Annotated in this window: 26 protein-coding genes and 2 pseudogenes; 18 read left to right on the top strand and 10 right to left on the bottom strand. The window is 49.1% G+C overall.

What is annotated here, in order from left to right; translation table 11 throughout:
• Positions 1–951: 951 nt before the first annotated feature.
• The 6 genes and pseudogenes from istB to ACWKXN_RS06440 form a co-directional block, all read right to left on the bottom strand.
• Positions 952–1,627: pseudogene (istB, locus tag ACWKXN_RS06465) on the bottom strand (IS21-like element helper ATPase IstB); the annotation flags it as partial.
• A 225-nt stretch (positions 1,628–1,852) separates the two neighbouring features.
• Complete coding sequence (locus ACWKXN_RS06460) at positions 1,853–2,263, bottom strand: putative zinc ribbon protein (protein ID WP_454543508.1); 411 nt, start codon at positions 2,261–2,263, stop codon at positions 1,853–1,855.
• A complete protein-coding gene (locus ACWKXN_RS06455; protein ID WP_454543507.1) occupies positions 2,257–2,679 on the bottom strand; it encodes a putative zinc ribbon protein in 423 nt (140 codons plus the stop codon). Before ACWKXN_RS06455 ends, ACWKXN_RS06460 begins: the two co-directional genes overlap by 7 nt.
• 289 nt (positions 2,680–2,968) lie before the next feature.
• A complete protein-coding gene (locus tag ACWKXN_RS06450; protein WP_454543506.1) occupies positions 2,969–3,196 on the bottom strand; it encodes a helix-turn-helix transcriptional regulator in 228 nt (75 codons plus the stop codon).
• Positions 3,197–3,249: 53 nt separating this feature from the next.
• Complete coding sequence (locus ACWKXN_RS06445; RefSeq protein ID WP_454543654.1) at positions 3,250–3,417, bottom strand: putative zinc ribbon protein; 168 nt, start codon at positions 3,415–3,417, stop codon at positions 3,250–3,252.
• 9 nt (positions 3,418–3,426) lie between these two features.
• Positions 3,427–3,669 (bottom strand): DUF7828 domain-containing protein, encoded by a 243-nt coding sequence (locus tag ACWKXN_RS06440; protein WP_454543653.1) that lies wholly within the window; start codon positions 3,667–3,669, stop codon positions 3,427–3,429.
• Positions 3,670–3,837: 168 nt separating this feature from the next.
• Here ACWKXN_RS06440 and ACWKXN_RS06435 point away from each other — a divergent pair, with 168 nt between their 5' ends.
• Positions 3,838–4,152 (top strand): hypothetical protein, encoded by a 315-nt coding sequence (locus ACWKXN_RS06435; RefSeq protein WP_223539788.1) that lies wholly within the window; start codon positions 3,838–3,840, stop codon positions 4,150–4,152.
• Between the two features lie 46 nt (positions 4,153–4,198).
• On the opposite strand, the gene ACWKXN_RS06430 is transcribed toward ACWKXN_RS06435, so the two are convergent.
• Positions 4,199–4,594, bottom strand: a complete 396-nt coding sequence (locus ACWKXN_RS06430; RefSeq protein ID WP_454543505.1) for a hypothetical protein — start codon at positions 4,592–4,594, stop codon at positions 4,199–4,201.
• Between the two features lie 877 nt (positions 4,595–5,471).
• Between ACWKXN_RS06430 and ACWKXN_RS06425 the strand changes: the two genes are divergently transcribed.
• From ACWKXN_RS06425 to ACWKXN_RS06345, 17 genes and pseudogenes are all read left to right on the top strand, one after another.
• The gene (locus ACWKXN_RS06425; protein ID WP_454543504.1) at positions 5,472–6,443 is read left to right on the top strand and encodes a hypothetical protein; all 972 of its coding nucleotides are present in this window, start codon (positions 5,472–5,474) and stop codon (positions 6,441–6,443) included.
• A 113-nt stretch (positions 6,444–6,556) separates the two neighbouring features.
• On the top strand, positions 6,557–7,135 hold the full coding sequence (locus tag ACWKXN_RS06420) for a hypothetical protein (protein WP_454543503.1): 579 nt from the start codon (positions 6,557–6,559) through the stop codon (positions 7,133–7,135).
• A 140-nt stretch (positions 7,136–7,275) separates the two neighbouring features.
• On the top strand, positions 7,276–8,013 hold the full coding sequence (locus tag ACWKXN_RS06415; RefSeq protein ID WP_454543502.1) for a DUF3944 domain-containing protein: 738 nt from the start codon (positions 7,276–7,278) through the stop codon (positions 8,011–8,013).
• Positions 8,014–8,032: 19 nt separating this feature from the next.
• The gene (locus ACWKXN_RS06410) at positions 8,033–8,719 is read left to right on the top strand and encodes a WYL domain-containing protein (RefSeq protein ID WP_454543501.1); all 687 of its coding nucleotides are present in this window, start codon (positions 8,033–8,035) and stop codon (positions 8,717–8,719) included.
• Between the two features lie 8 nt (positions 8,720–8,727).
• Positions 8,728–9,168 carry a hypothetical protein gene (locus ACWKXN_RS06405; RefSeq protein ID WP_454543500.1) on the top strand — a complete coding sequence of 147 codons (441 nt, stop codon included), beginning with the start codon at positions 8,728–8,730 and terminating at the stop codon, positions 9,166–9,168.
• A gap of 35 nt (positions 9,169–9,203) precedes the next feature.
• On the top strand, positions 9,204–9,566 hold the full coding sequence (locus ACWKXN_RS06400) for a hypothetical protein (protein ID WP_454543499.1): 363 nt from the start codon (positions 9,204–9,206) through the stop codon (positions 9,564–9,566).
• A 263-nt stretch (positions 9,567–9,829) separates the two neighbouring features.
• Positions 9,830–10,990: an IS30 family transposase gene (locus ACWKXN_RS06395; protein WP_454543498.1), complete on the top strand. Its 1,161-nt coding sequence runs from the start codon at positions 9,830–9,832 to the stop codon at positions 10,988–10,990.
• Between the two features lie 163 nt (positions 10,991–11,153).
• Entirely contained in the window at positions 11,154–11,972 is an 819-nt protein-coding gene (locus ACWKXN_RS06390; protein WP_454543497.1) for a DUF932 domain-containing protein, read from the top strand.
• 270 nt (positions 11,973–12,242) lie between these two features.
• Entirely contained in the window at positions 12,243–12,716 is a 474-nt protein-coding gene (locus ACWKXN_RS06385; protein WP_454543496.1) for an antirestriction protein, read from the top strand.
• Between the two features lie 10 nt (positions 12,717–12,726).
• A complete protein-coding gene (gene radC, locus ACWKXN_RS06380; RefSeq protein ID WP_223539776.1) occupies positions 12,727–13,206 on the top strand; it encodes a RadC family protein in 480 nt (159 codons plus the stop codon).
• A 38-nt stretch (positions 13,207–13,244) separates the two neighbouring features.
• The gene (locus ACWKXN_RS06375; protein WP_454543495.1) at positions 13,245–13,439 is read left to right on the top strand and encodes a DUF987 family protein; all 195 of its coding nucleotides are present in this window, start codon (positions 13,245–13,247) and stop codon (positions 13,437–13,439) included.
• 22 nt (positions 13,440–13,461) lie between these two features.
• The gene (locus tag ACWKXN_RS06370) at positions 13,462–13,830 is read left to right on the top strand and encodes a type IV toxin-antitoxin system YeeU family antitoxin (RefSeq protein WP_454543494.1); all 369 of its coding nucleotides are present in this window, start codon (positions 13,462–13,464) and stop codon (positions 13,828–13,830) included.
• 5 nt (positions 13,831–13,835) lie between these two features.
• On the top strand, positions 13,836–14,066 hold the full coding sequence (locus ACWKXN_RS06365) for a hypothetical protein (RefSeq protein WP_454543493.1): 231 nt from the start codon (positions 13,836–13,838) through the stop codon (positions 14,064–14,066).
• Between the two features lie 92 nt (positions 14,067–14,158).
• Positions 14,159–14,536 (top strand): TA system toxin CbtA family protein, encoded by a 378-nt coding sequence (locus ACWKXN_RS06360; protein WP_454543492.1) that lies wholly within the window; start codon positions 14,159–14,161, stop codon positions 14,534–14,536.
• On the top strand, positions 14,533–15,024 hold the full coding sequence (locus ACWKXN_RS06355) for a DUF5983 family protein (protein WP_454543491.1): 492 nt from the start codon (positions 14,533–14,535) through the stop codon (positions 15,022–15,024). Before ACWKXN_RS06360 ends, ACWKXN_RS06355 begins: the two co-directional genes overlap by 4 nt.
• A 29-nt stretch (positions 15,025–15,053) precedes the next feature.
• A pseudogene (locus ACWKXN_RS06350) lies at positions 15,054–15,256 on the top strand (hypothetical protein).
• A gap of 81 nt (positions 15,257–15,337) precedes the next feature.
• Complete coding sequence (locus tag ACWKXN_RS06345; RefSeq protein WP_454543652.1) at positions 15,338–16,186, top strand: DUF4942 domain-containing protein; 849 nt, start codon at positions 15,338–15,340, stop codon at positions 16,184–16,186.
• Positions 16,187–16,471: 285 nt separating this feature from the next.
• On the opposite strand, the gene ACWKXN_RS06340 is transcribed toward ACWKXN_RS06345, so the two are convergent.
• The 3 genes from ACWKXN_RS06340 to ACWKXN_RS06330 form a co-directional block, all read right to left on the bottom strand.
• Positions 16,472–18,034, bottom strand: a complete 1,563-nt coding sequence (locus ACWKXN_RS06340; RefSeq protein WP_454543490.1) for a VasL domain-containing protein — start codon at positions 18,032–18,034, stop codon at positions 16,472–16,474.
• Positions 18,035–18,609: 575 nt separating this feature from the next.
• The gene (locus ACWKXN_RS06335; protein ID WP_320710069.1) at positions 18,610–18,909 is read right to left on the bottom strand and encodes a hypothetical protein; all 300 of its coding nucleotides are present in this window, start codon (positions 18,907–18,909) and stop codon (positions 18,610–18,612) included.
• An 89-nt stretch (positions 18,910–18,998) separates the two neighbouring features.
• Entirely contained in the window at positions 18,999–19,277 is a 279-nt protein-coding gene (locus tag ACWKXN_RS06330) for a PAAR domain-containing protein (RefSeq protein WP_072015550.1), read from the bottom strand.
• Between the last annotated feature and the right edge of the window lie 34 nt (positions 19,278–19,311).

Below are 19,311 nucleotides of genomic sequence, written 5' to 3'. Positions count from 1 at the left end.
GAAACGGACAATTCCAGTGATAAATAAGAAAAAACCTGCTAAAACAACTTTCCGGTTCGCATCATCCGACGACAATAAAACCGCAGAACTAAAAAGCAGGCACAAGCCATCCACTACCATACCAACACTGTATTTTTAAATATTATCTGAACATAAAAAATTCGGATAAGAACCCAATGGCAGTAGTGTAGAAATATTATCTACCCGACCGGAAATGGAAAAGTGTAACAAAAAACTACAAGCGCAGATTTTAATATTCATATATCAACTTTCTTATTTATAAGAATTTTCTTATAAACACCATTCAAATCATATGGAATACGGATGTGTAGCAAATAATCAATTTAGCGCAGGGAGCACAATTGTGCAAAACACAACCAATCACACGAAATATCTGATTTTGTATCTTTATCAAAACATGAGCAGTAGGATGTGACTGAGCATGTTAAAAATTGATGACATTATCGAATTATCATCATTCCTTATTATTCATTTAAGCAGGGATTATTTGTTTTCGTCAGAAGAGAGAAAATTTCACGACGTCCCTTAAAACATTCTTCCATACCGGAAGTAAGAACGTCCTGGTCACCTGCCCTTCAGGGAATGGACAGTGATTAGACTGACTAATGCGCCGAGAAAGTTTGTTCTATTGCTTAGGTTGAAAAGCGTTCAGATTCAACGCCACAGTAATAATGCATGCGTGCTGAGTGGCGACAAGGGCGCATCATGCACAATATGCCAGTGCCGTAACGGTTTTTTCCGGGGGTAAGGTCTCGTGATTTTTTTTTCATTCAGAAATTATACCGGAGCAGCAGAGATCGGGGAAAACCGGGATAAGGTGCGTATTTTCAGGTCTGAAATAACTGCCATCTCCTTTGCGTACAGAAACCATTATCTTTATGAACAAAACACACCAGTTCTGGCAGTCATCACGGATGTCAACGCCAAGATTTATGAACGTTTTTCGCCATTTTTAATGTCCGCCATTTCATCATCACTGATTGGCGTTGCGTTTTTCATTCAGCCGGTAACTTTCTCCTTTTATATTCACTGTGGTTGAGTGGTGCAGCAACCGATCTAAGATCGCCTTTGCCTGTGCGTTATCACAGAACCTCTATCCCCAGTCTTCGAAGCCTTTGTTTGATGTCAGGATTATGCTCGCTTTTTCATACCGGCGATTCAGCAGGCGGAAGAACAGGCTGGCTTCCTCTCTGCTCATCGGCAGATAGCCTATTTCATCCAAGATTAATACCCGCGAATAGCTCAGCTGTTGTAGCTGACGATCCTGCCGGTTTTCCTGTTTCGCTTTCAACAGCATCACTACCAGACTGTCAAGCGGCATGAACAACATCCAGTGACCCGCATCAGCCGCTTTCACACCGAGGGCTAGGTGGGTTTTCCCCACGCCGGGAGGCCCAAACAGGATCACGTTCTCGCATCACTCAACGAACGCCAGACCGTCCTGCTCCCTGACGACCTTACGATCGATACTTGGCTGGAAGCTGAAGCCGAACTGCTCCTGCATTTTGACCCATAGTAGACGTACCTGTTTCCGCTGGGATTCCATTCCGCGCTGATGTCTGCCGTTCCATTCCTGCGGCATCGCCATACATAGGAACACCCGGTATTCGCTCATGGCTTCACGATACGGCAATTTCAGAGTAAAGCTGAATTCCGCCAGTCGCTGGTAATAGTCAACAGCCTGTTACTGAAATGCACGCGTGCTGGCAGCGTCCGCACTGAAAGCATTAGAAGCCCTGTATAAGAATAATTCACAATGCAACTCTCTTTGGATTAAATCAGGTAGGACACAGCCTCTACAGCGGTATCTGGTTCATAAAGATGGGGGAGACTACCTGGTACTGCATCCGTAGTTTCTCTGCCAGTTCACTTCTTCGATGCTGTATATACCGGTCTGACACCTGTGACAATGCTTCACGCCCTGATAATGGCCACCGCACCACGCACAGTACCAGGACAGCGTCATTACCGTTGCATCCAGTCCGTTGAGCATATTGCGCAGCTTCCTATGCCGGGCCTCGGCTTTTACTTCTGGGTCGAGATGAGCGCAGTTCATCAGCACATCCCGGGCCACGCTCTGCGTATCGTGTTCAAACCAGGCTGACTCTTCCGGCGCCCCGGCATGTAACACCAGACGGCAGCCACAGGAGTTACAGCTCCATATCTGCCCCGGTGTGCTAATGGCCTCACCGGCCGTGACAAAGTGACCCTGACGGTCATTTGCAAGGTAACATTTCAGCATGCGCATATCGTCACCTCCGGTACACAGACGACATCGTCAGTACGCTCTTCGCTGTTCTCACCAGTACGGCAGCTCAGGCAGTAGCGCTCACCATGGTAATTGCTGCCGCAGCCACTGCAGTACCAGTCATCCCGGTAAACCAGCCGGCCGGCATGCGGTACATAACATTTAAGTTGCCGGATATGACGGGTCTCCCCCGGCTCTGGTCTGACATACGGACAATGCTGTCGCCCGTTATATGTCAGCATCCCGGACCGGTGTTCAAACCATGGTCGTCCTGAGTCGTAATTAGGGTGATACTGCAGCGCACTGCCGCAAAGGTGGCAGGTGTAGCGGTCATACGGATACTGTTGTGCCGTTCTGGCTCCGGTGAGACGACCATTACCGTCAAGGGCTAGGAAAGATTTGGCATACATCGTTGTGCTCCTTACCGCCAGATGACACGCAGGCGTAAGCCGTCCCGGTATGGGCAACGTGGCAGGAGATGAATGGCGGGTCAGTTATGCGTTAGCGGAAGATAATTCGTTGTATTTAGTCTCTGCAGATCACCACGATTATGGTTGTGCAGATGTAACGGGGCTTCGAAAACAAACGGGGCAGGCTTGGCACCACAATACTGCCTCCGGCAATGGGGACACTTCCAGTGTGCAGGGATGTTCTGTGGTTTAGTACGGCGTTGTTTTTCCATTCAGATATTCCCTCTGCTCAGACGCCACGGGAATCAGTAATGCGCTGACGCATCCAGGATTCCACCTCGCTTTTGAACCAGCGGGAACTGCGCCCTAATTTAATCGGTTTCGGGAACAACCCGTCGCCAATCAGTTTATAGAACCACTTGTCCGTCATTCCGGTGTACGTGGTGATGAAGGCCATGTCGATTAGTGGGTCTTCGGAATTAAATAATGGCTGCGCTGCCGGTGTTGTGACGGTCATTCTGTCTCTCCCTCTGAGTAATGCATGACGGGAGATTCCCGGCGTGGTTGAATTCAGTGGCACGCCGGTACTCCCTCAGAGGATAAGGAAACCGTGTAAAAATTTACCGGTCTGGTCCATCGCATGCTCCCGGGGAAAGCAGACCAAGGCGGAATGCTGTGGTCGCCCGAATGACACACAGAACAACGTTTATTACCATAATAATGGCGATCGCAGAGCAGACAATGCCACTAGCTTGCAGACGTCTTAGGTCTACTTTCTCGCCTTACGGGAATATCTGCATCGGTGCAGTGTTCCAGACTCTCCGGCGTCATATGCAAAGGGTCATGAAGAAAATACGCGCTCAGGTATCGCGAAACGCCACAAACGAGCAGGGGACACTGGCAATACAGGCAGCGATACTGGTCTGAGGGATATTGTCTGGCGCTCTCAGCACTGATGAAATGCCCCTTCCCGGTCAGGGCAACCGTCATTCTGGTGCTCATTAATACCTCCATTTCCATATCAGCAGCGTATATTCAGGAACCATGCAATATCGTGGGTGAGCTGATCATGTGTGCTATCGGACGGAGTGAATAACAGCTTGAAATGAAGATAAATGGCTCCATCTCTGTGATCCCTTTATCTCCAGGACACAGACAATGCATATTGACACATTGATACAACGCTTGCGGGAAGCGCTTCCAGCGATTAACAGTGAGGCACAAGCTAAGTCATTTCTGCAAAACTTTGAACTCTCCGATCAGATGGCACTGGTGACGGCCTACTACATCGGAAATAAACATCTGCATGAAAATGAATTAATGCCTGATACAGGCCGATTGCACCGGACCCTGCATGACCATATTGAACATTCAGAGTACGCAGACATCATTCACAAAAAGCGTTTCGCGATCAGCGATGCAATGAATTCTTTTCTGCGTTGCACTACGCAACAGCAGCGAAATGCTTTCTGAGAGGTGTGAGAAGGCCAGGCAGGGAAAATTCCTGCCTGCCCATACATCAACCAGAGGTGAATGCTGGCTGCCTGGGACGACCAGCAGATGGCCGGGCAGGAACCTCGTTGCAGTAATGCCAGCAAAGCCCCTCTTTTTGCTCTGCCTTCGCCAGATAGCTCAGGATATAGCGAATATTGGCAATGCTCGCCGCATCGTTATACCGGACCGGAATGCTGATGTCCGCTACATAGGATTCTTTTTTCTCACAACGATATAAATGCCCTTCCCCCTTTGTAATCCAGGCCCACGCGGCATTCGCTTTTTCAGCCCAGACAAAAGGTTTCTGAGTAATATGCCCGTCAAGCCATAAAACGGCATGCACATGAAAGCCATGGTCCTGGGTCCATTCCATTACACAGAAATATCCAACGACAGCAGGGTGCTTCTCCATCTCGGCCATTAATACACGGACCTCGTATTCCATTGTTCTGGGGGTACTGTTCATATACCGATAAGAGTCTCTGCGATAGCATAAGTCAACGCGTAATGCACACAGGCAGGAATATCGGTTAATCATCATATCGATATGATGATTAATATGTGATAGGAGATACCAGTCCATTGTGTAACGAGGAATTGACGGAGGGGTAATCATCATGGCTAAATCTCATGGTATAGGTTATTAGCAGAACGACGTTTCTTATCCCAGAAGCCTCCCGGGCTACTGGGTGTAATATTAGTGAAATGTGTATAAACTTACTGAGAGGAATGACGGTTACGCTAAACGGGAGGTTATCTACCGACAGGACAGAAATGAGACTGTTGAAATGACGGGTCAGGATCAGATTTGAAGAGATTTCATCTTGTTGGTTTACCTCGTGTTTACGGGGGATTGTGTTTATGGAGTACTTGTTAATTATTTTAATTAACCCAAATTAATTTTCGTTAATCAAAAGACTGAAACTACGTTGTAAACTAAAACGCAGAAACCAGCTGATGCCAGCCGGGTTTATCACGTCAGTGAAAGACTTATACCAAAATCATGTACAGGGTAAGGTCGTAAAGACGGAGGGGATCCAACTCATTTCTGTTGATGCTGGCATGTGATTGTATGGAGCCCCGGAGTGATGTAGATAAGGGGAATGCGCATTTAGAAAGCCGTGAGATACTCACAAAGGAGCCCACTAGAGCTACAGAGGGTTTTTGGGGTGTTTTTTCTTGTATACCGTACGCCCTGAGTACACGCAGAGGATAAATGCATCACCTGAATAACACTTGACAATCACGCGTATAGCCACTTTAATTACCACTAATAGTAACTACTTAGTGGTGGTTTTATGGCTATACGGGACAGTGATCCTGTGCTGGGAAGTTTTCCTACTCTGGGAATGACACATTTAAAGGCTTGCTTGTATTATTTACTGATTAATCACCCTGAACTTTCCAATTGCTTTAGGCCTTTCCTGATTTATCCCAACAAAGATATGGAGAAAATGCCTGTCGGTATTAAGGCCGATGAGAAATACATTCATACCGGTTCGCTGAGAGACTCACTCCACAACGCAATTAAATCGCTCGGCATGTCCGACGACAAAAAAAAGAACCTCTTCAGAGACATGTATCGGTCAGCAGATATTCTTACACTGACAAAAAAGGATTTAACATGGCTTATCGAGGATAAAAGAGCGTGTTACTGGCTTTGGTTGCATCTGCTGCATGACAATATCTTTGCGCTGGATAATGAGAACATATCTTTGCTGAAAACAGTCTTCACCATAATAAATGATAATGTTTACCCTTCAGAAGATGAACGTCTCAATATGGTCATGGAGTGTTTTCATTCGGTTATTATGCCTGTTGAAGATAAAAAACACCTCCTCATTTATTTTAAGAAACTTTGGAATGATTTTATTGCTAAACAGCCTAGCATCAGGTGGATAGACCAGAAAAACAAAGAGATGGGAGAGTTTTTGTGGCGCTATCTCAAAAAAGACGGTGAACTGATGCTTGCGCTTCCGTATTATTTCACCATGCCTCATACAGACAATGAAAGCTGCACGTCATTTATAGCAGCCCTAGATTATTGTTCGCTTCCTGAAAGTAACAGAAAACTGTTTATAATCAGAGCGCAGAAAGCCTGGCATCAGCACAAACTCAGAGAGAAACAAAAGAGAGAAAAACGTAAGCCAATCAATATCAGCATTTCTGATGATGCAAAGCGCAAGCTGGCCAATCTGGCGAAAAAAAACAGTACCACAATGGGGGTAATGATTGAACGACTGATAATCAATGCGCATGATTCTGATTAGAAAAACACAAATGAAATAAATACAGATATATATCACCTTACCGACAACCATCCGGCGTTGTCGATAAGGAGGATAGTCTGGATATTACTGTATTACAGCATCTCTTTGAGGGGATGTATGCCCTGGCGGTGGAAGGTACCGCCGTCACGGACTCTGCCATAGTACTGGCAGACAGTTACCTGCAGAACGAAACGAGTCGCGTGGATGCGGCTGAATCACTTGTGCTGTACGAGTCCCTGAAAGCCTGCGGCTCCGGCTTTTCCTGCGGGCTCGCCGGAGGTGCTCTGCTGCCACTGACCGTCACCGCCGATGTCTGCTCTTCGCTGTTCATTCAGATGCGGCTGTGTGCCGCCGTTGCCATCATCGGAGGCCATGACACAGTAGATCCACGGGTACGCCTGCTTTGCTGGGGCGCGCTGGCCGGGGATGCCTGCTCGGATGCCATCAGTGGCATCATCACCCGGTTATTGACCCGCACACTGAGCCTGCCTCAGGCCGAGATCGCTCTGCTGACGGTGGTTCGCGACGCGTTACTGCTGAAAAGCAGCCACGTGTTACTCAGGGAAAGCCTGCTGCTCCCGTTACTGGGCGGGGTAATCAACGGTGGTGCCGCCTGGCTCGTCACCCGCCTGACGGGGCAACTCGCCATCCGTTTGTTTATTCCACCGGTAACTCCGCCCTGCACAGCATAATCTTCTGTATTTCATTTTCGGACATCACCTGTCCGTCATTACTCGTATAACACGCTGATTTTCCTGACACATCGGCCATGTCCTTACAGGCGGGTTTGTTATCGTTTTACCCTGACGATACAGACCTGAATGGAGGGGTAATGGCCGTTTATCGCGAAGATGCTGACCTGCGGTTTCTGGGGTGTTGTGATAATGAGGACCTGGATTTACTGGTCAGTCTCATTACCCATGACCCAAGGGATAAAACCCTGCGCTGGACGGAAACGCTGTCCAGCAGCGACAACTACAAACGTTTTCACCCGGCGCACCGTAATTACTGGCAGGAGATTGCCGCTGAAATCCAGACCTTTGGTGCCAGCAGTATTGCCAGTATGTTCAGGGGCGGGCAAGGCGTGTTGTACCGGGAAGTGTTATGCGATGTCTGTGACCATACTGGCGTGAAATACAAAAAAGAGGAGGCAACCGAAACCATCGAGCTCTCCCTGCTGATGAAGATGCTCGAAAAAAGCCTCAGCGAAATGTCCCCGGCTGAGCTGCGGGAGTTTGCTGACAGCATGGGCACGGAACTGTCCGCGCCAACGGTGCCGCTGATACTGATGGCGATACAGACTGCAGTCCGGTCTTCTGGTTTTGCAGCCTATCGTCTGTCGGTCGTGATGCTCAGTACGCTTGCGAAGGTTGTACTGGGGCGCACGCTCCCCATCGTGACTTATCTGACCCTGACCCGCTCTATCAGCGTACTGGCCGGGCCGGTTGGTATCGCCCTGAGCACCGGCTGGCTGATTGCCGATATGGCAGGCCCGGCACGGCGGGTTACGGTTCCGGCCTGCCTGCTGGTTTCTTGTCTGCGTCAGCAGTATCTGTACAAATCAATGTAATCAACGGAAACCCTTCACTATGTCTGCGGAAGAAAAACAGCACGATCGCATGGCATCACGGCTGGCGATCATCATCAGTCGCCTGCTGATGGGGGAACGGTTGTCAGTTAGTGGGTTGTCTCAGGAGTTTCATATCTCGGAGCGCACTCTGCGCCGGGATTTTCGTGAACGCCTGAGCTGCCTCGAACTGACATACCAGCAGGGTTGCTGGTCATTGGCCCACCAGCATGAAGGCCTGCGCACCAACCGGCATATTCAGCACTTTGCACGAGTAACCCGCACGGAGCAGCTGTTCCCGGCGATGGATAACCGTCTGATATCGGTTCTGACTGACAGCTCCGTAGAGCCACCTTTTATCGTCTGGCAGTCTCCACCGGAGCGCAAGCCCGGTCCCTTCGGCAGTTTCTGGCGTATCACACAGGCCATTCTGGAGCGAACTCTGCTGGATCTGACCGCAGAAGGGCAGCAGTACCGCTGGTTCGCACCTTATCGCCTGATTTATTTCGAGAACGGCTGGTATCTGGTCGGAGAGTACGCCCGACAACTGCAGGTCTTTCTGCTGGAAAGCATTACCGATATCTGCCTGACGCCGAGGCAGTTTCTGCGCAGAAAACACATCGATGCCCTGACCGACGACCCACATTTCATTCACTCACTGCCGCACTTCCAGTACATCCGCACGGTACTGGCAGAAACGGAAAATTAAGGATAATCATGAAAAAAATCGCATTTTTGCTGGCGCTGCTTTCTTCAGCGCAGGCCAGCGCAGCCGTAAACCAGTGGACCCGTACCTGGGTTCAGGGCGTTATGGAATACCGCATACAGGGGAAAAATGGCGCTGAACTGCTTCTGACCTGCTCGCCGGAGGACAATGCGTTCGTCCAGTACACATCACCCGATGGCAAAACGCTCACCAGCGGCAATGATGATGGGAGCAGCGTTCAGGCACAAACCGACAGCGGCGACATCTTTCTGATTAACGACACTCTGTCTGATGCCGGGGGGAGTAACTTCGAAGCCTTCTGGGACGCTGCCCGTCGGTCACACCGAATTCATATCACCGCGACCGGCCTGACCTCCACAACTTTCACCTTCAGCAATGCCGCCCGGACCCTGCCTGCGTTTGAAAAATCAGGCTGTCTGACCCGCATGTAAACCTTTACAACGCTAGAAAATATAAGGAAAAAATAATGAAAACAGCAATTAGCGCTCTTGCCATTCCCTTGATGATTACCTCTCTGGCGCATGCCGCAGAGGCTCCGGTCAGGATTGGTCTTGAGCAGGTCAGGAACCCGTACTATCCGAATCTGCATCAGCAGCGTGTTCATGTTCAGTCACTGGCTGACAGCATCACCATTAAGGATATTGTCGTTAACCGGGGGAACTGCCCGATTCAGAAGATGCCCACCGTCTACGCAGGCAGTAAGCCGGTCCCGCTGGTACCGTCAACGCTGTCTTACGGCAAAGAGATTGCCGTCTACATTAAAGGCCCGTGCAGTGTGGCAGAGATTAACATCATCACCAGTCAGGGGGACTGGCTGATGAAGTACTGATTTCGATTGAACAATATCTGGTCTGACAACTGATTGTCAGACCCTGTTGTGCTATCAATCGTAATATCAAAGAAATCAGGTATTAATACTGCGTATTAATAGCCATTATAAACCCCTCCCCCGTAAGGTCCCTCCCCTTCTGAAGGATTCGCCATACTATATATCTCATTATGTTAGCGTCCTGCCACTGCTTGTCTGACTGCTTTGTGCTGTGAGTTCAATGGGTCGATGCAACGCTATCCTTAATCAAGGGGGACGTTGCCATGAAACGAAGAACTCGGATTAACTACACGCCAGAGCAGAAGGCAATTATCTGGGACAGATATAAGCAAGGTGATTCTCTACATGATATCGCCAGAATGTTCGACAGATATCATTCTTCCATTATGCCCACTATCCACCAGACAGGCGGCTACCGTCCTCCCGTGCGAAAACGGCACCGATTAGCGCTTTCGCTTGATGAAAGAGAGGAGATATCCAGAGGGCTGGTAGCAAAACTCAGTATCAGGGACATCGCCGCCAAATTATCAAGAGCGCCCTCAACGATTAGCCGCGAGGTCAGGAGGCACGGTGGTGCAAAACAATACCGTGCAGCAAAAGCCGATGCTACTGCGTGGGAAAATGCGCTGAGACCAAAACCTTGCAAGATAATTGAAAGCCCCGCATTGTGTAAAATCATTGCAGAGAAGATGCATCAGGACTGGTCGCCGGAACAGATCGCCGGTTGGCTGAAACGCTGTTATCCGGATAATCAGGAAATGCATGTGTCACACGAAACGATTTATAAAACGCTTTTTATACAAACCCGGGGAGCATTAAAAAAAGAATTGCAGCAATGCCTCAGAAGCGGAAGAGCAGTGCGTAGATCCAGGGCGTCATCGCTTAAAGGGAAAGGATTAGGGTCAATCCCGCACACGGTACCTATCAGCGAAAGGCCACCAGAGGCCGCTGACAGAGCCATTCCAGGTCACTGGGAAGGTGACCTGATTCAGGGCTCGAAAAACTTCTATATCATCACCCTCGTAGAACGTCATTCCCGTTTTGTTATGCTGGCGAAGATCAGAGACAACAAGACCATAACAGTTATATCTGCACTCATCAGACAAGCACGGGAATTACCTGCTGAGCTTTATAAAACATTAACCTGGGATCGTGGCGCTGAAATGACCAGCCACACACGATTTACTGTAGCGACAGACATTCAGATTTATTTTTGTGATCCTCAATCTCCCTGGCAACGTGGCTCAAATGAAAATACGAACAGATTGCTCAGACAATATTATCCAAATGGAACTGACTTATCGGTTCACAGCCAGCAAAGACTTAACAGTGTTGCCAGACAGCTCAACGAAAGGCCGAGAAAGACGCTAGACTATGAATCACCTGCAGAACGGTTCAATAAGTGTGTTGCGTCCATCAGTTGAACTCACAGCTCATAACAGACATTAGCTAGTTTTGCTTTCATCGACGACAAAGATTTTTCCCCTATTATCCCAGCAACATCCAATCCATGCAGAAAGGCCGCACTTCTTTACGGGAAGTGCGGCCTGTCTGCGTTTATGCCGTTAGCCACAAAGGAGTTTTACTATGAAATTAGCCAGCCGCTTCGGACAGATTAACCAGATACGCCGCGACCGTCCATTGACAAAAGACGAGTTGATGACCCATGTACCCAGTGTATTTGGTACCGACAAGCACGAATCCCGCTCGGACCGCTACACCTATATTCCGACCATCACATTGCTTGATAGCCTGAAGCAGGAAGGTTTCGAGCCGTTCTTTGCCTGCCAGACCCGAGTGCGCGACCAGAGCAAGCGCGAGCATACCAAACACATGTTGCGCCTGCGCCGCGAAGGCCAGATTACCGGCAAACAGGTACCGGAAATCATTCTGCTTAACAGCCATGACGGCTCCAGCTCATACCAGATGTTGCCGGGGCTATTTCGTGCAGTCTGCCAGAACGGGCTGATTTGCGGTGAGAGTTTTGGCGAGGTGCGCGTGCCGCATAAAGGCAACGTCGTGGAGAAAGTCATTGAAGGGGCTTACGAAGTACTGGGGATATTTGACTGGGTGGAAGAGAAGCGCGATGCCATGCAGTCGCTGTTACTCCCGCCTCCGGCACAACAGGCTTTTGCCAGAGCCGCGCTGACGTACCGCTTTGGTGAAGAGCACCAGCCGGTCACTGCGGCACAGATATTAACGCCCCGCCGCCATGAAGACCGTCAGGACGACCTGTGGTCAGTTTTCAATCGTTGCCAGGAGAACCTGCTGAAAGGGGGTCTGCCCGGACGCACTGCGAAGGGAAAACGCAGCCACACCCGCGCGGTTAATGGCATAGACGGCGACGTTAAGCTCAACCGCGCCCTCTGGGTGATGGCGGAAGAACTGCAGCAGGCGCTGAGCTGATGCCACCGCTGCCTGATAACGCTCACCAGGCCCTCCCATATCCGAGCCCCCTGGAGAACAATCCCGGCTGCCGCTCCATCTCTGACGACGACCTCTGCGCCTGGTGCTCTCACCTTCTTTATCGTCCCGGTGAACTCAGCCTGTGCAGCTTAAGCCTCCCGGAGGGGCACTGGCCATCACGCTGTGATGAGGATGGCTATGCGCAGTCCTGTCCGTCACTCCGGCTGAATCGACATCCCCAACCCGATAAATAAACAAGGAAAAACTAACATGACCAACACGATTAACCTTAACGATACACTCCCGTTACCACCGCAACCTGCCAGTTCTTCGCCAGCGCTGACCGCCACCCGCGTACAGGACGAGCAGCGCATCAGCTTCTGGCCGCAGCATTTTGGCAACATACCGCAGTGGATAATTCTTGAGCCGACTGTCTTCGCATGGATGGACCGCTTCTGCACGGACTACCACGGCGGCATCTGGAATTTTTACACCCTCAGCAACGGCGGCGCGCTTATGACCCCGGAAACGGAGAGCGATGAACTCTGGTCGCTGTTCAATCCCCTGAACGGCAACGGCGGTGAGCTCAGCGGCGAAGCTGCCGGGATAGCCGTCTGCCTGATGACTTACAGCCACCACGCCATGCGCACCGAATGCGATGCCATGACGGAGCACTACTACCTCCTGCGGGACTACGCGCTGAACCACGCGGAGTGTAACGCCATTATGCACATCATTGACTGAGGTCAAAATTATGGAACAACAACTCCCGCTGTTTGCCTGTGAACTTGCCCCCACAGAACAGCAGACGGTCAGGACGGCGCTGACCCTGCTGGAGCGACAGTTACGTGAACCCGGGGCGTCATTCACCTCCAGCCATGCCGTCCGTGACTGGCTGCGCCTGCAGCTTGCCACACTGGAGCGCGAAGAATTTACCGCGCTATTTCTCGATAACCAGCACCGGCTTATTGCGCACGACACGTTGTTCACCGGCACCATCAACCATACGCAGGTACATCCAAGAGAAGTGGTGAAGGCTGCGCTGAAACATAACGCTGCCGCCATTCTCGTGGCGCACAGCCACCCGTCTGGTCTCGCTGAACCCAGCGACGCAGACAGACGGATCACCGAACGCCTGAAACAGGCACTGGACCTGGTTGATATTCGCCTGCTGGACCATCTGGTGGTCGGCGGGATGGATATTGTCTCTTTTGCCGAACGCGGCTGGCTGTAAGGAGAATAGCGATGAAAATCATCAGCAAACGCTAGGCAATGACGATTTACCGTCAGCATCCTCATTCCCGCCTGTTTCGCTTCTGTACCGGGAAATACCAGTGGTCAGGCAGTATCTGCCACTATGCCGGCCGGGAAGTACAGGATATCGCAGGCGTGCTGGCCGTATTCGCTGAGCGTCGTCAGGACCGCAATGGCCCGTATGTCGTATTGCGTAGCGTTACCCTGAATTAACGCACAGTTAAGGATTACTTCAATGCAGAACACAACACCTGTAGTAAACCATGATATTTCTGAGCCCTGGTGGGGACTTAAACCTACCGTCAGGCCGTGCTTTGGCGTACGGCTGGTACAGGAAGGCAACCGGCTGCATTATCTGGCTGACCGGGCCAGTTTCACCGGAACATTCAGCAATGAGGATTTACGCCATCTCGATCAGTCGTTTCCGGTACTTCTCAAACAGCTCGAGTTAATGCTGGTTTCCGGTGAACTCAATCCACGCCATCAGCACCGCGTCACGCTGTATGCAAAAGGTCTGACCCTCGACGCAGATACCCTCGGCAGTTGCGGTTATGTCTATATTGCGATTTTCCCGACCCCACCTGAAGCACAGCCCGGAGACTAATAGCCATGCCGCACGCCTGTAAAATCAGCGAGGTTATTGAACTGTTGCAACAGCATCAACATGACGACTTCGTATTATGTTCACTCTGGTACGAAGACGATGTACACAATGTGGATGACTCTGTTACGACAAAAGCGGCCAGAGCGGCATTACGCCATGCTGCCAGCCATCACGACGCAGAACAGAGTATTAACTGGTTCACACTGGAGGCCGCACCTGACGCCATCCGACAGTAAGTGCTTTCCCTGAAAAACACCGTAACTCACCGGCCACCGTCATCGTAATACGTCCCCTGTCACCAGCGCCTTATTTAACAGAGATCACCTTTATGCAAACCTTACCCACCATCCCGACGCGGAAGGCACAGTCACGCCCGACGCCCGTTGAAATCTGGCAGCAACTTCTTACGTATCTGCTGGAAAGGCATTACGGCCTTTCGCTTAACGACACACAGTTTGGCAACGACGGTGTCATTCAGCAGCATATTGACGCCGGGATTTCACTGGCAGATGCACTCAATTTTCTCGTTGAAAAATCTGAACTGGTACGAATTGATCGCCCTGGTTTCTCCATTCAACATCAGTCTCCGTTCATCAGCGCTATTGACATACTCCGGGCCAGAAAACCCACCGGCATGATGCAACGTACTGGATATAAAGCGGTGACTTGCGCCATCAGTGGACGGTCTTCCGGAGGGCCACAATGAAACTGTCCCTTACAGTGGAAGCCGATGCTGTCAACGTACAGGCCCTAAACATGGGCCGGATCGCCGTTGATATCGACGGTATTGAACTGGCCAATCTAATAGATGTGGTCTGTGATAACGGTTACTCGCTTCGTATTGCTGATACCCCCGGAAAGCTGGTCGTGGAAGATCCGCTTCCGACCATAGCCCGCGTTAACGGTATCCAGTGCAGTACCGCGCACATCACCGAAGCCGATAACACTCTGCTGTTTACCCTTTCACACCAGAACGAAGACTTTGGCGACAGCGAGTGGATCCTGTACACGGGGTCGGGCTATCTGCTCCACCTGGGGGCGTGGTCATTTCCGGTGTTGCGGCTAAAACGCCTGGGTTTGTCAAAATCCCTTCGTCGTCTGGTGGTAACTCTTATGCGTCGTTACGCCATCGGCATTGTTCATTTTGATGCCTGTGGCGAAGTGCTGCCAGGCTTTACCACCTTTGACTGGTAACTCAACATCAGTCACAACAAGGAGTTCTTATGCCAGAATTAACCACTGAGGTCGTCTCAACATTCTGACTGGCTGGCTGCAGGACAATATTGATTGTGGCAGCGAGATTATCTTCGATAACGACGAAGACAACACTGACTCAGCAGCCCTGCTGCCCTGGATTGAACAGGCATTACAGGACGTTCGCGATCTCCGCCATCTGCAGCTTCTGCAACAGGCCAGAACAGATTAGCCCCGAGCCAGACTTATCACACGCACATAAGCGCCAGTCCTCACCGACTGGCGCTTTGCTTTTATATAGAGGACAGAAATGATGTCACAACTGACTCTCACCGACCCCGAAGTACTAACCGACCATACCGACGTGATTTGCTCCACCAGTATTGAGCGCATTGTTACCGGACGTAATGCCGCACTGGCGGAGATTGAAACGTTGATACAGCAGCTTGACGATATTTCAATGCTGACCCGCAGTATCGGGGGGAAAACCGCTCTGGACTGGGCCATGAAGCAGGACTTCCGCTGCGGCGGCTGGTTGATGGAAAAAAGAGAAACAGCAATGAAGGCCATTACCCGCAATCTAGATCGCAGCATATGGCGAGAGCTGATGAAGAAGTCCGGGATACTCTCACTAATGGATGCCAAGGCCCGTAACCAGTGGTACAACAGCTTGGAGAAGGATGATATTCCGGCTATCAGCGAAGAGAATATTCTCAACACATTCGAGCAGCTGCATCTTAGTAAAGGTGACGTATTTGAACGCGGGGCGATAAATGTGTTTAAAGGTCTGAGCTGGGACTACAAGAGTAACAGCCCGTGTAAGTTTGGGAAAAAGATCATCGTTACAGGGCTGGTGAAATATGATCTTTGGGGATTTGGGCTTAGCTGGGGATGGCAACGTGATCGTCTGGCGGATCTTGAACGCATGCTGATGAGCCTAGACGGAAAGCCTGTTCCTGACAATCGAGCTGATGTTACCCATCGTCTCGGCGATCATATCCATGAAAACAGGCACAGTAATCACTATGAGGATGAGATGTTTGCAATCAAATATTTTCAGAAGGGAACAGCGCACATCGTATTCAAGAGACCTGAACTAGTCGATAAACTGAACGATACCATCGCCCGACACTATCTAGGGGCTTTGCCCAATAAACTCTAAGGAGCCAGGTTATGGTATCATTTTCAAACGCTGATGGTGCTCACTACGATTCCGTAAACAGCCAGGTTACCGTGCAATCCAAAACACTTCAGATGGACGTAAAAATTCCCCTTCAACTTTCTAGTTTTGACTTACTACAGATGGGGGCCTTATTGGGGGCACATGAATTAATCGAACAAACTAAATTATATTATTATCAATAAATTAAAACGAAAATTCGAAGTCTGCAGGGGACACTTTACCCTCCCGCTTTTTCCAGCACATTCGTCTGTCTACCGCCAGAATTCACTGAGCAGAAGAATCCTGTTTTATTTGAGCGTAACGCGTTGCCAGCTGTTTAAGACGCAACTCCAGTTGAGTCTTTTCTGCTTCAGGAAGCGCATCTCCTGCTGGATGCTGTGACAGGCGCCTGAGTTGTTCTTCAGCCGGTATCGTCTGGTTAAATGACTGTATAGTCGAAAAAACTACCGATTTAAGCTCGCTTACCGTGATGTATTTTCCTTTTTGCTCGTCCAGACTACTCAGCCGATGACTCAGTTGCTGAAGCGTCATCATTCCCTGATACCAGCTGTTCATTGCGTCGACAGGTAACGCTGCCGCGTTAAATTTTTGCTGCCACTGCATTGTGAGCGGTTTCGCCTCCTCCGGCCATAATGTCTGGAGCTGCTTTAACAGCTGAAGGCTGTAGGAAAGATTCCAGTCAGGAGGCAGTTTATCCAGGCGGGCAAGCTGCTGCTGCGTGTCTGTGATAAACGTGGACGGTAAAGTACCTCGCAGTGTTAACGCGTCTTGCTGCACAGGCGTGAGCACTTCAGGTAACGGAGCCAGCATCGCGAGGGAAAGTGGCAAGGCCATCTCTCCGGGAGGTCCAAAGGAGAGATCGATAGAATGCAGAGGTCTTTTCTCCGGCAGCGGCCAGTGATGAAGAGTTGCATATTGCATTATTTCTGTAGCAGCTTTTTGAGCCGCTCCCAACAGCCAAACGTATTCCAGACTCTGCTTATCGGGCTGAACATATTCGAATAACATATCTAACTCATTGTTAAGCTTACCCTCTTCCAGTGGCATCGTACGAGTTATGCCAGCGATAACAGGCAATGAATGCTGATGAGCATAAGCAGATGACGTAAGGAGCTGAGCAGAAATAAACTCACTTGACTGCCCGCTGCGCCGATGAGGCCAGTCCTGAAGACAAATCATTAATACCAGCCCATCAAAATTCTTTTCATCATAGAAAGAATCTAGAGTCTTCATGGAATAGATTAAATTGGGAATGAGATCCCATTGTTGAGAAATTAACTCAATGCGTTTTTCATCAATCCTATCTGGCGACTGGTAAACATAAACAGAGTGCAGGGAATAACGATATCCGGGATGTTGTAACTCCAGCTTTCTGTCTGTTTCCTTCATAAAATCTTGAAAGCTATGCTGGGAGTTGAATAATGGGCGAGCTTTTTTAGGAAATGCAGGAACCTTTTCCAACTCGTCCAGTAGTGCCTCCATTCCTTTCTCTTCCGGAGAAAACAAAACATTACCAACCACGGCAAGCTGCTGTCGACTCCAGTTGCGCCATTCAGCTTTGGTTTGTTCTCTTTCGAAATCCCAGGCCCGACTAGCTTCGACAGACTGCTCGTAGCGATTAAACAGCACCCCGAATAAGCATAACCAAATCAACAATGCGGGGAGAGCACCGTAGAAGAGAACTTCAGCATAAGTTGCCTTATTCCAGATCCATAAGCTGGAAATAGCCCCCACTATCAACATCAGTACCAATACTATTATCCAGAACCAGAACTTTGGTGGTGGAAGAGATTTTTTATCAGGAATATCAGGTATAGGCCATGCCATAGTAAAACTCGATATTTGTATGTGTTATTAAAGACTAAAAAAGAAATTAAAAAATCATGCACAACGATCCAGATTAACTGAATGTCATGCCATTCATTAAAAAATCAAATAAAATATTAACCATACGTTATTTTAGAGCTAGCGCTGTAGCGCTTCATTTTTCAGAGTAAGCCATTCTTTTCTGTAAGTTATTTTGAGAATATACACGAGAAGCTTATGCTTACACTTTTCGGCAAAACCGTTTTATTTCTATAGTCGCAAATATCAATCCATAACGCTTTTTTTTTCAAACCCACTCCATACCGAAGGTGCTGGGATCATAAGATTCGTGAAAAAAATGGGGCAACTTATTCAAATAAAAGCTCTTCAATTATAGTAACAGGGAAATTTTTCGCCATTGAGGAAATGTATTTGAAATCAACTTTGTTATCTAAAAATGTACCTGATAGTGCGCCACATAAATCGAAGTAAACTAGTTTATATTCCACGTTGTAAACTTCTCATTTTCCTTCAACGGACTGCCTGCCGCTCAGTACGGATCTCTGCCCTGCTCATTACTTGACTGCCAGTGAACATTAGATTCCTTTTTCTTTGCAATCTCTATCGTTTAATAATTTCAGGCTAATTTTGATATCCTTATTTTCAATTTCGGAAATTCGTAATGGATGACCATCTTTATCCAGACGTCCATAATAATCTTTATTTTCAGCAGTTATTTTATAGCATTGCCCATCAGGGCTTGAACCCGAGAATGGATTAACTATCTGAATGTTTTTATTACGTTCAACGGTGACCGCTTTCGTTTGACAAGCAGTAATGAAAATCAGAGACATCAGGCCGGCAAGCAATAAGCCACATTGAGATTTATCCTTCATTAATCATTCCTTTTTATCTTCTACCTTAGAGGGATGCATTGTTTTAATTTTTTCAGTGGCGATGTTTTTTCTAATTCCCCATACCTTCCTTAGGCCTTAGAATAGCTATCCGGAATACCAGGGATAAATTTCGCGTGACATGGGCAGGAACTAAAGCTATCGAGTGACCCCGCCAGAACCGAGCCTCCATCGAATGTATCTGCAACTCCGCCTAAGATTTTGTATGTTCCCGGGTGCTTACCGCAGTTAACCATATCTCCTTCTCTTGCAGCAGAAACGCCATACCATTGAAATGTTGGATCGCCGGTAAGGATCTTCCCACCACAGGTGGTGCTATCACCGACTCGTAAAAAGTAACCGACACTCATTGCGCATCCTCTATTTTCAAATATTGTGAATGTA

The sequence above is a fragment of the Enterobacter sp. UPMP2060 genome, assembly GCF_053709655.1.
This window is presented reverse-complemented; position numbering and strand designations above follow the sequence as displayed.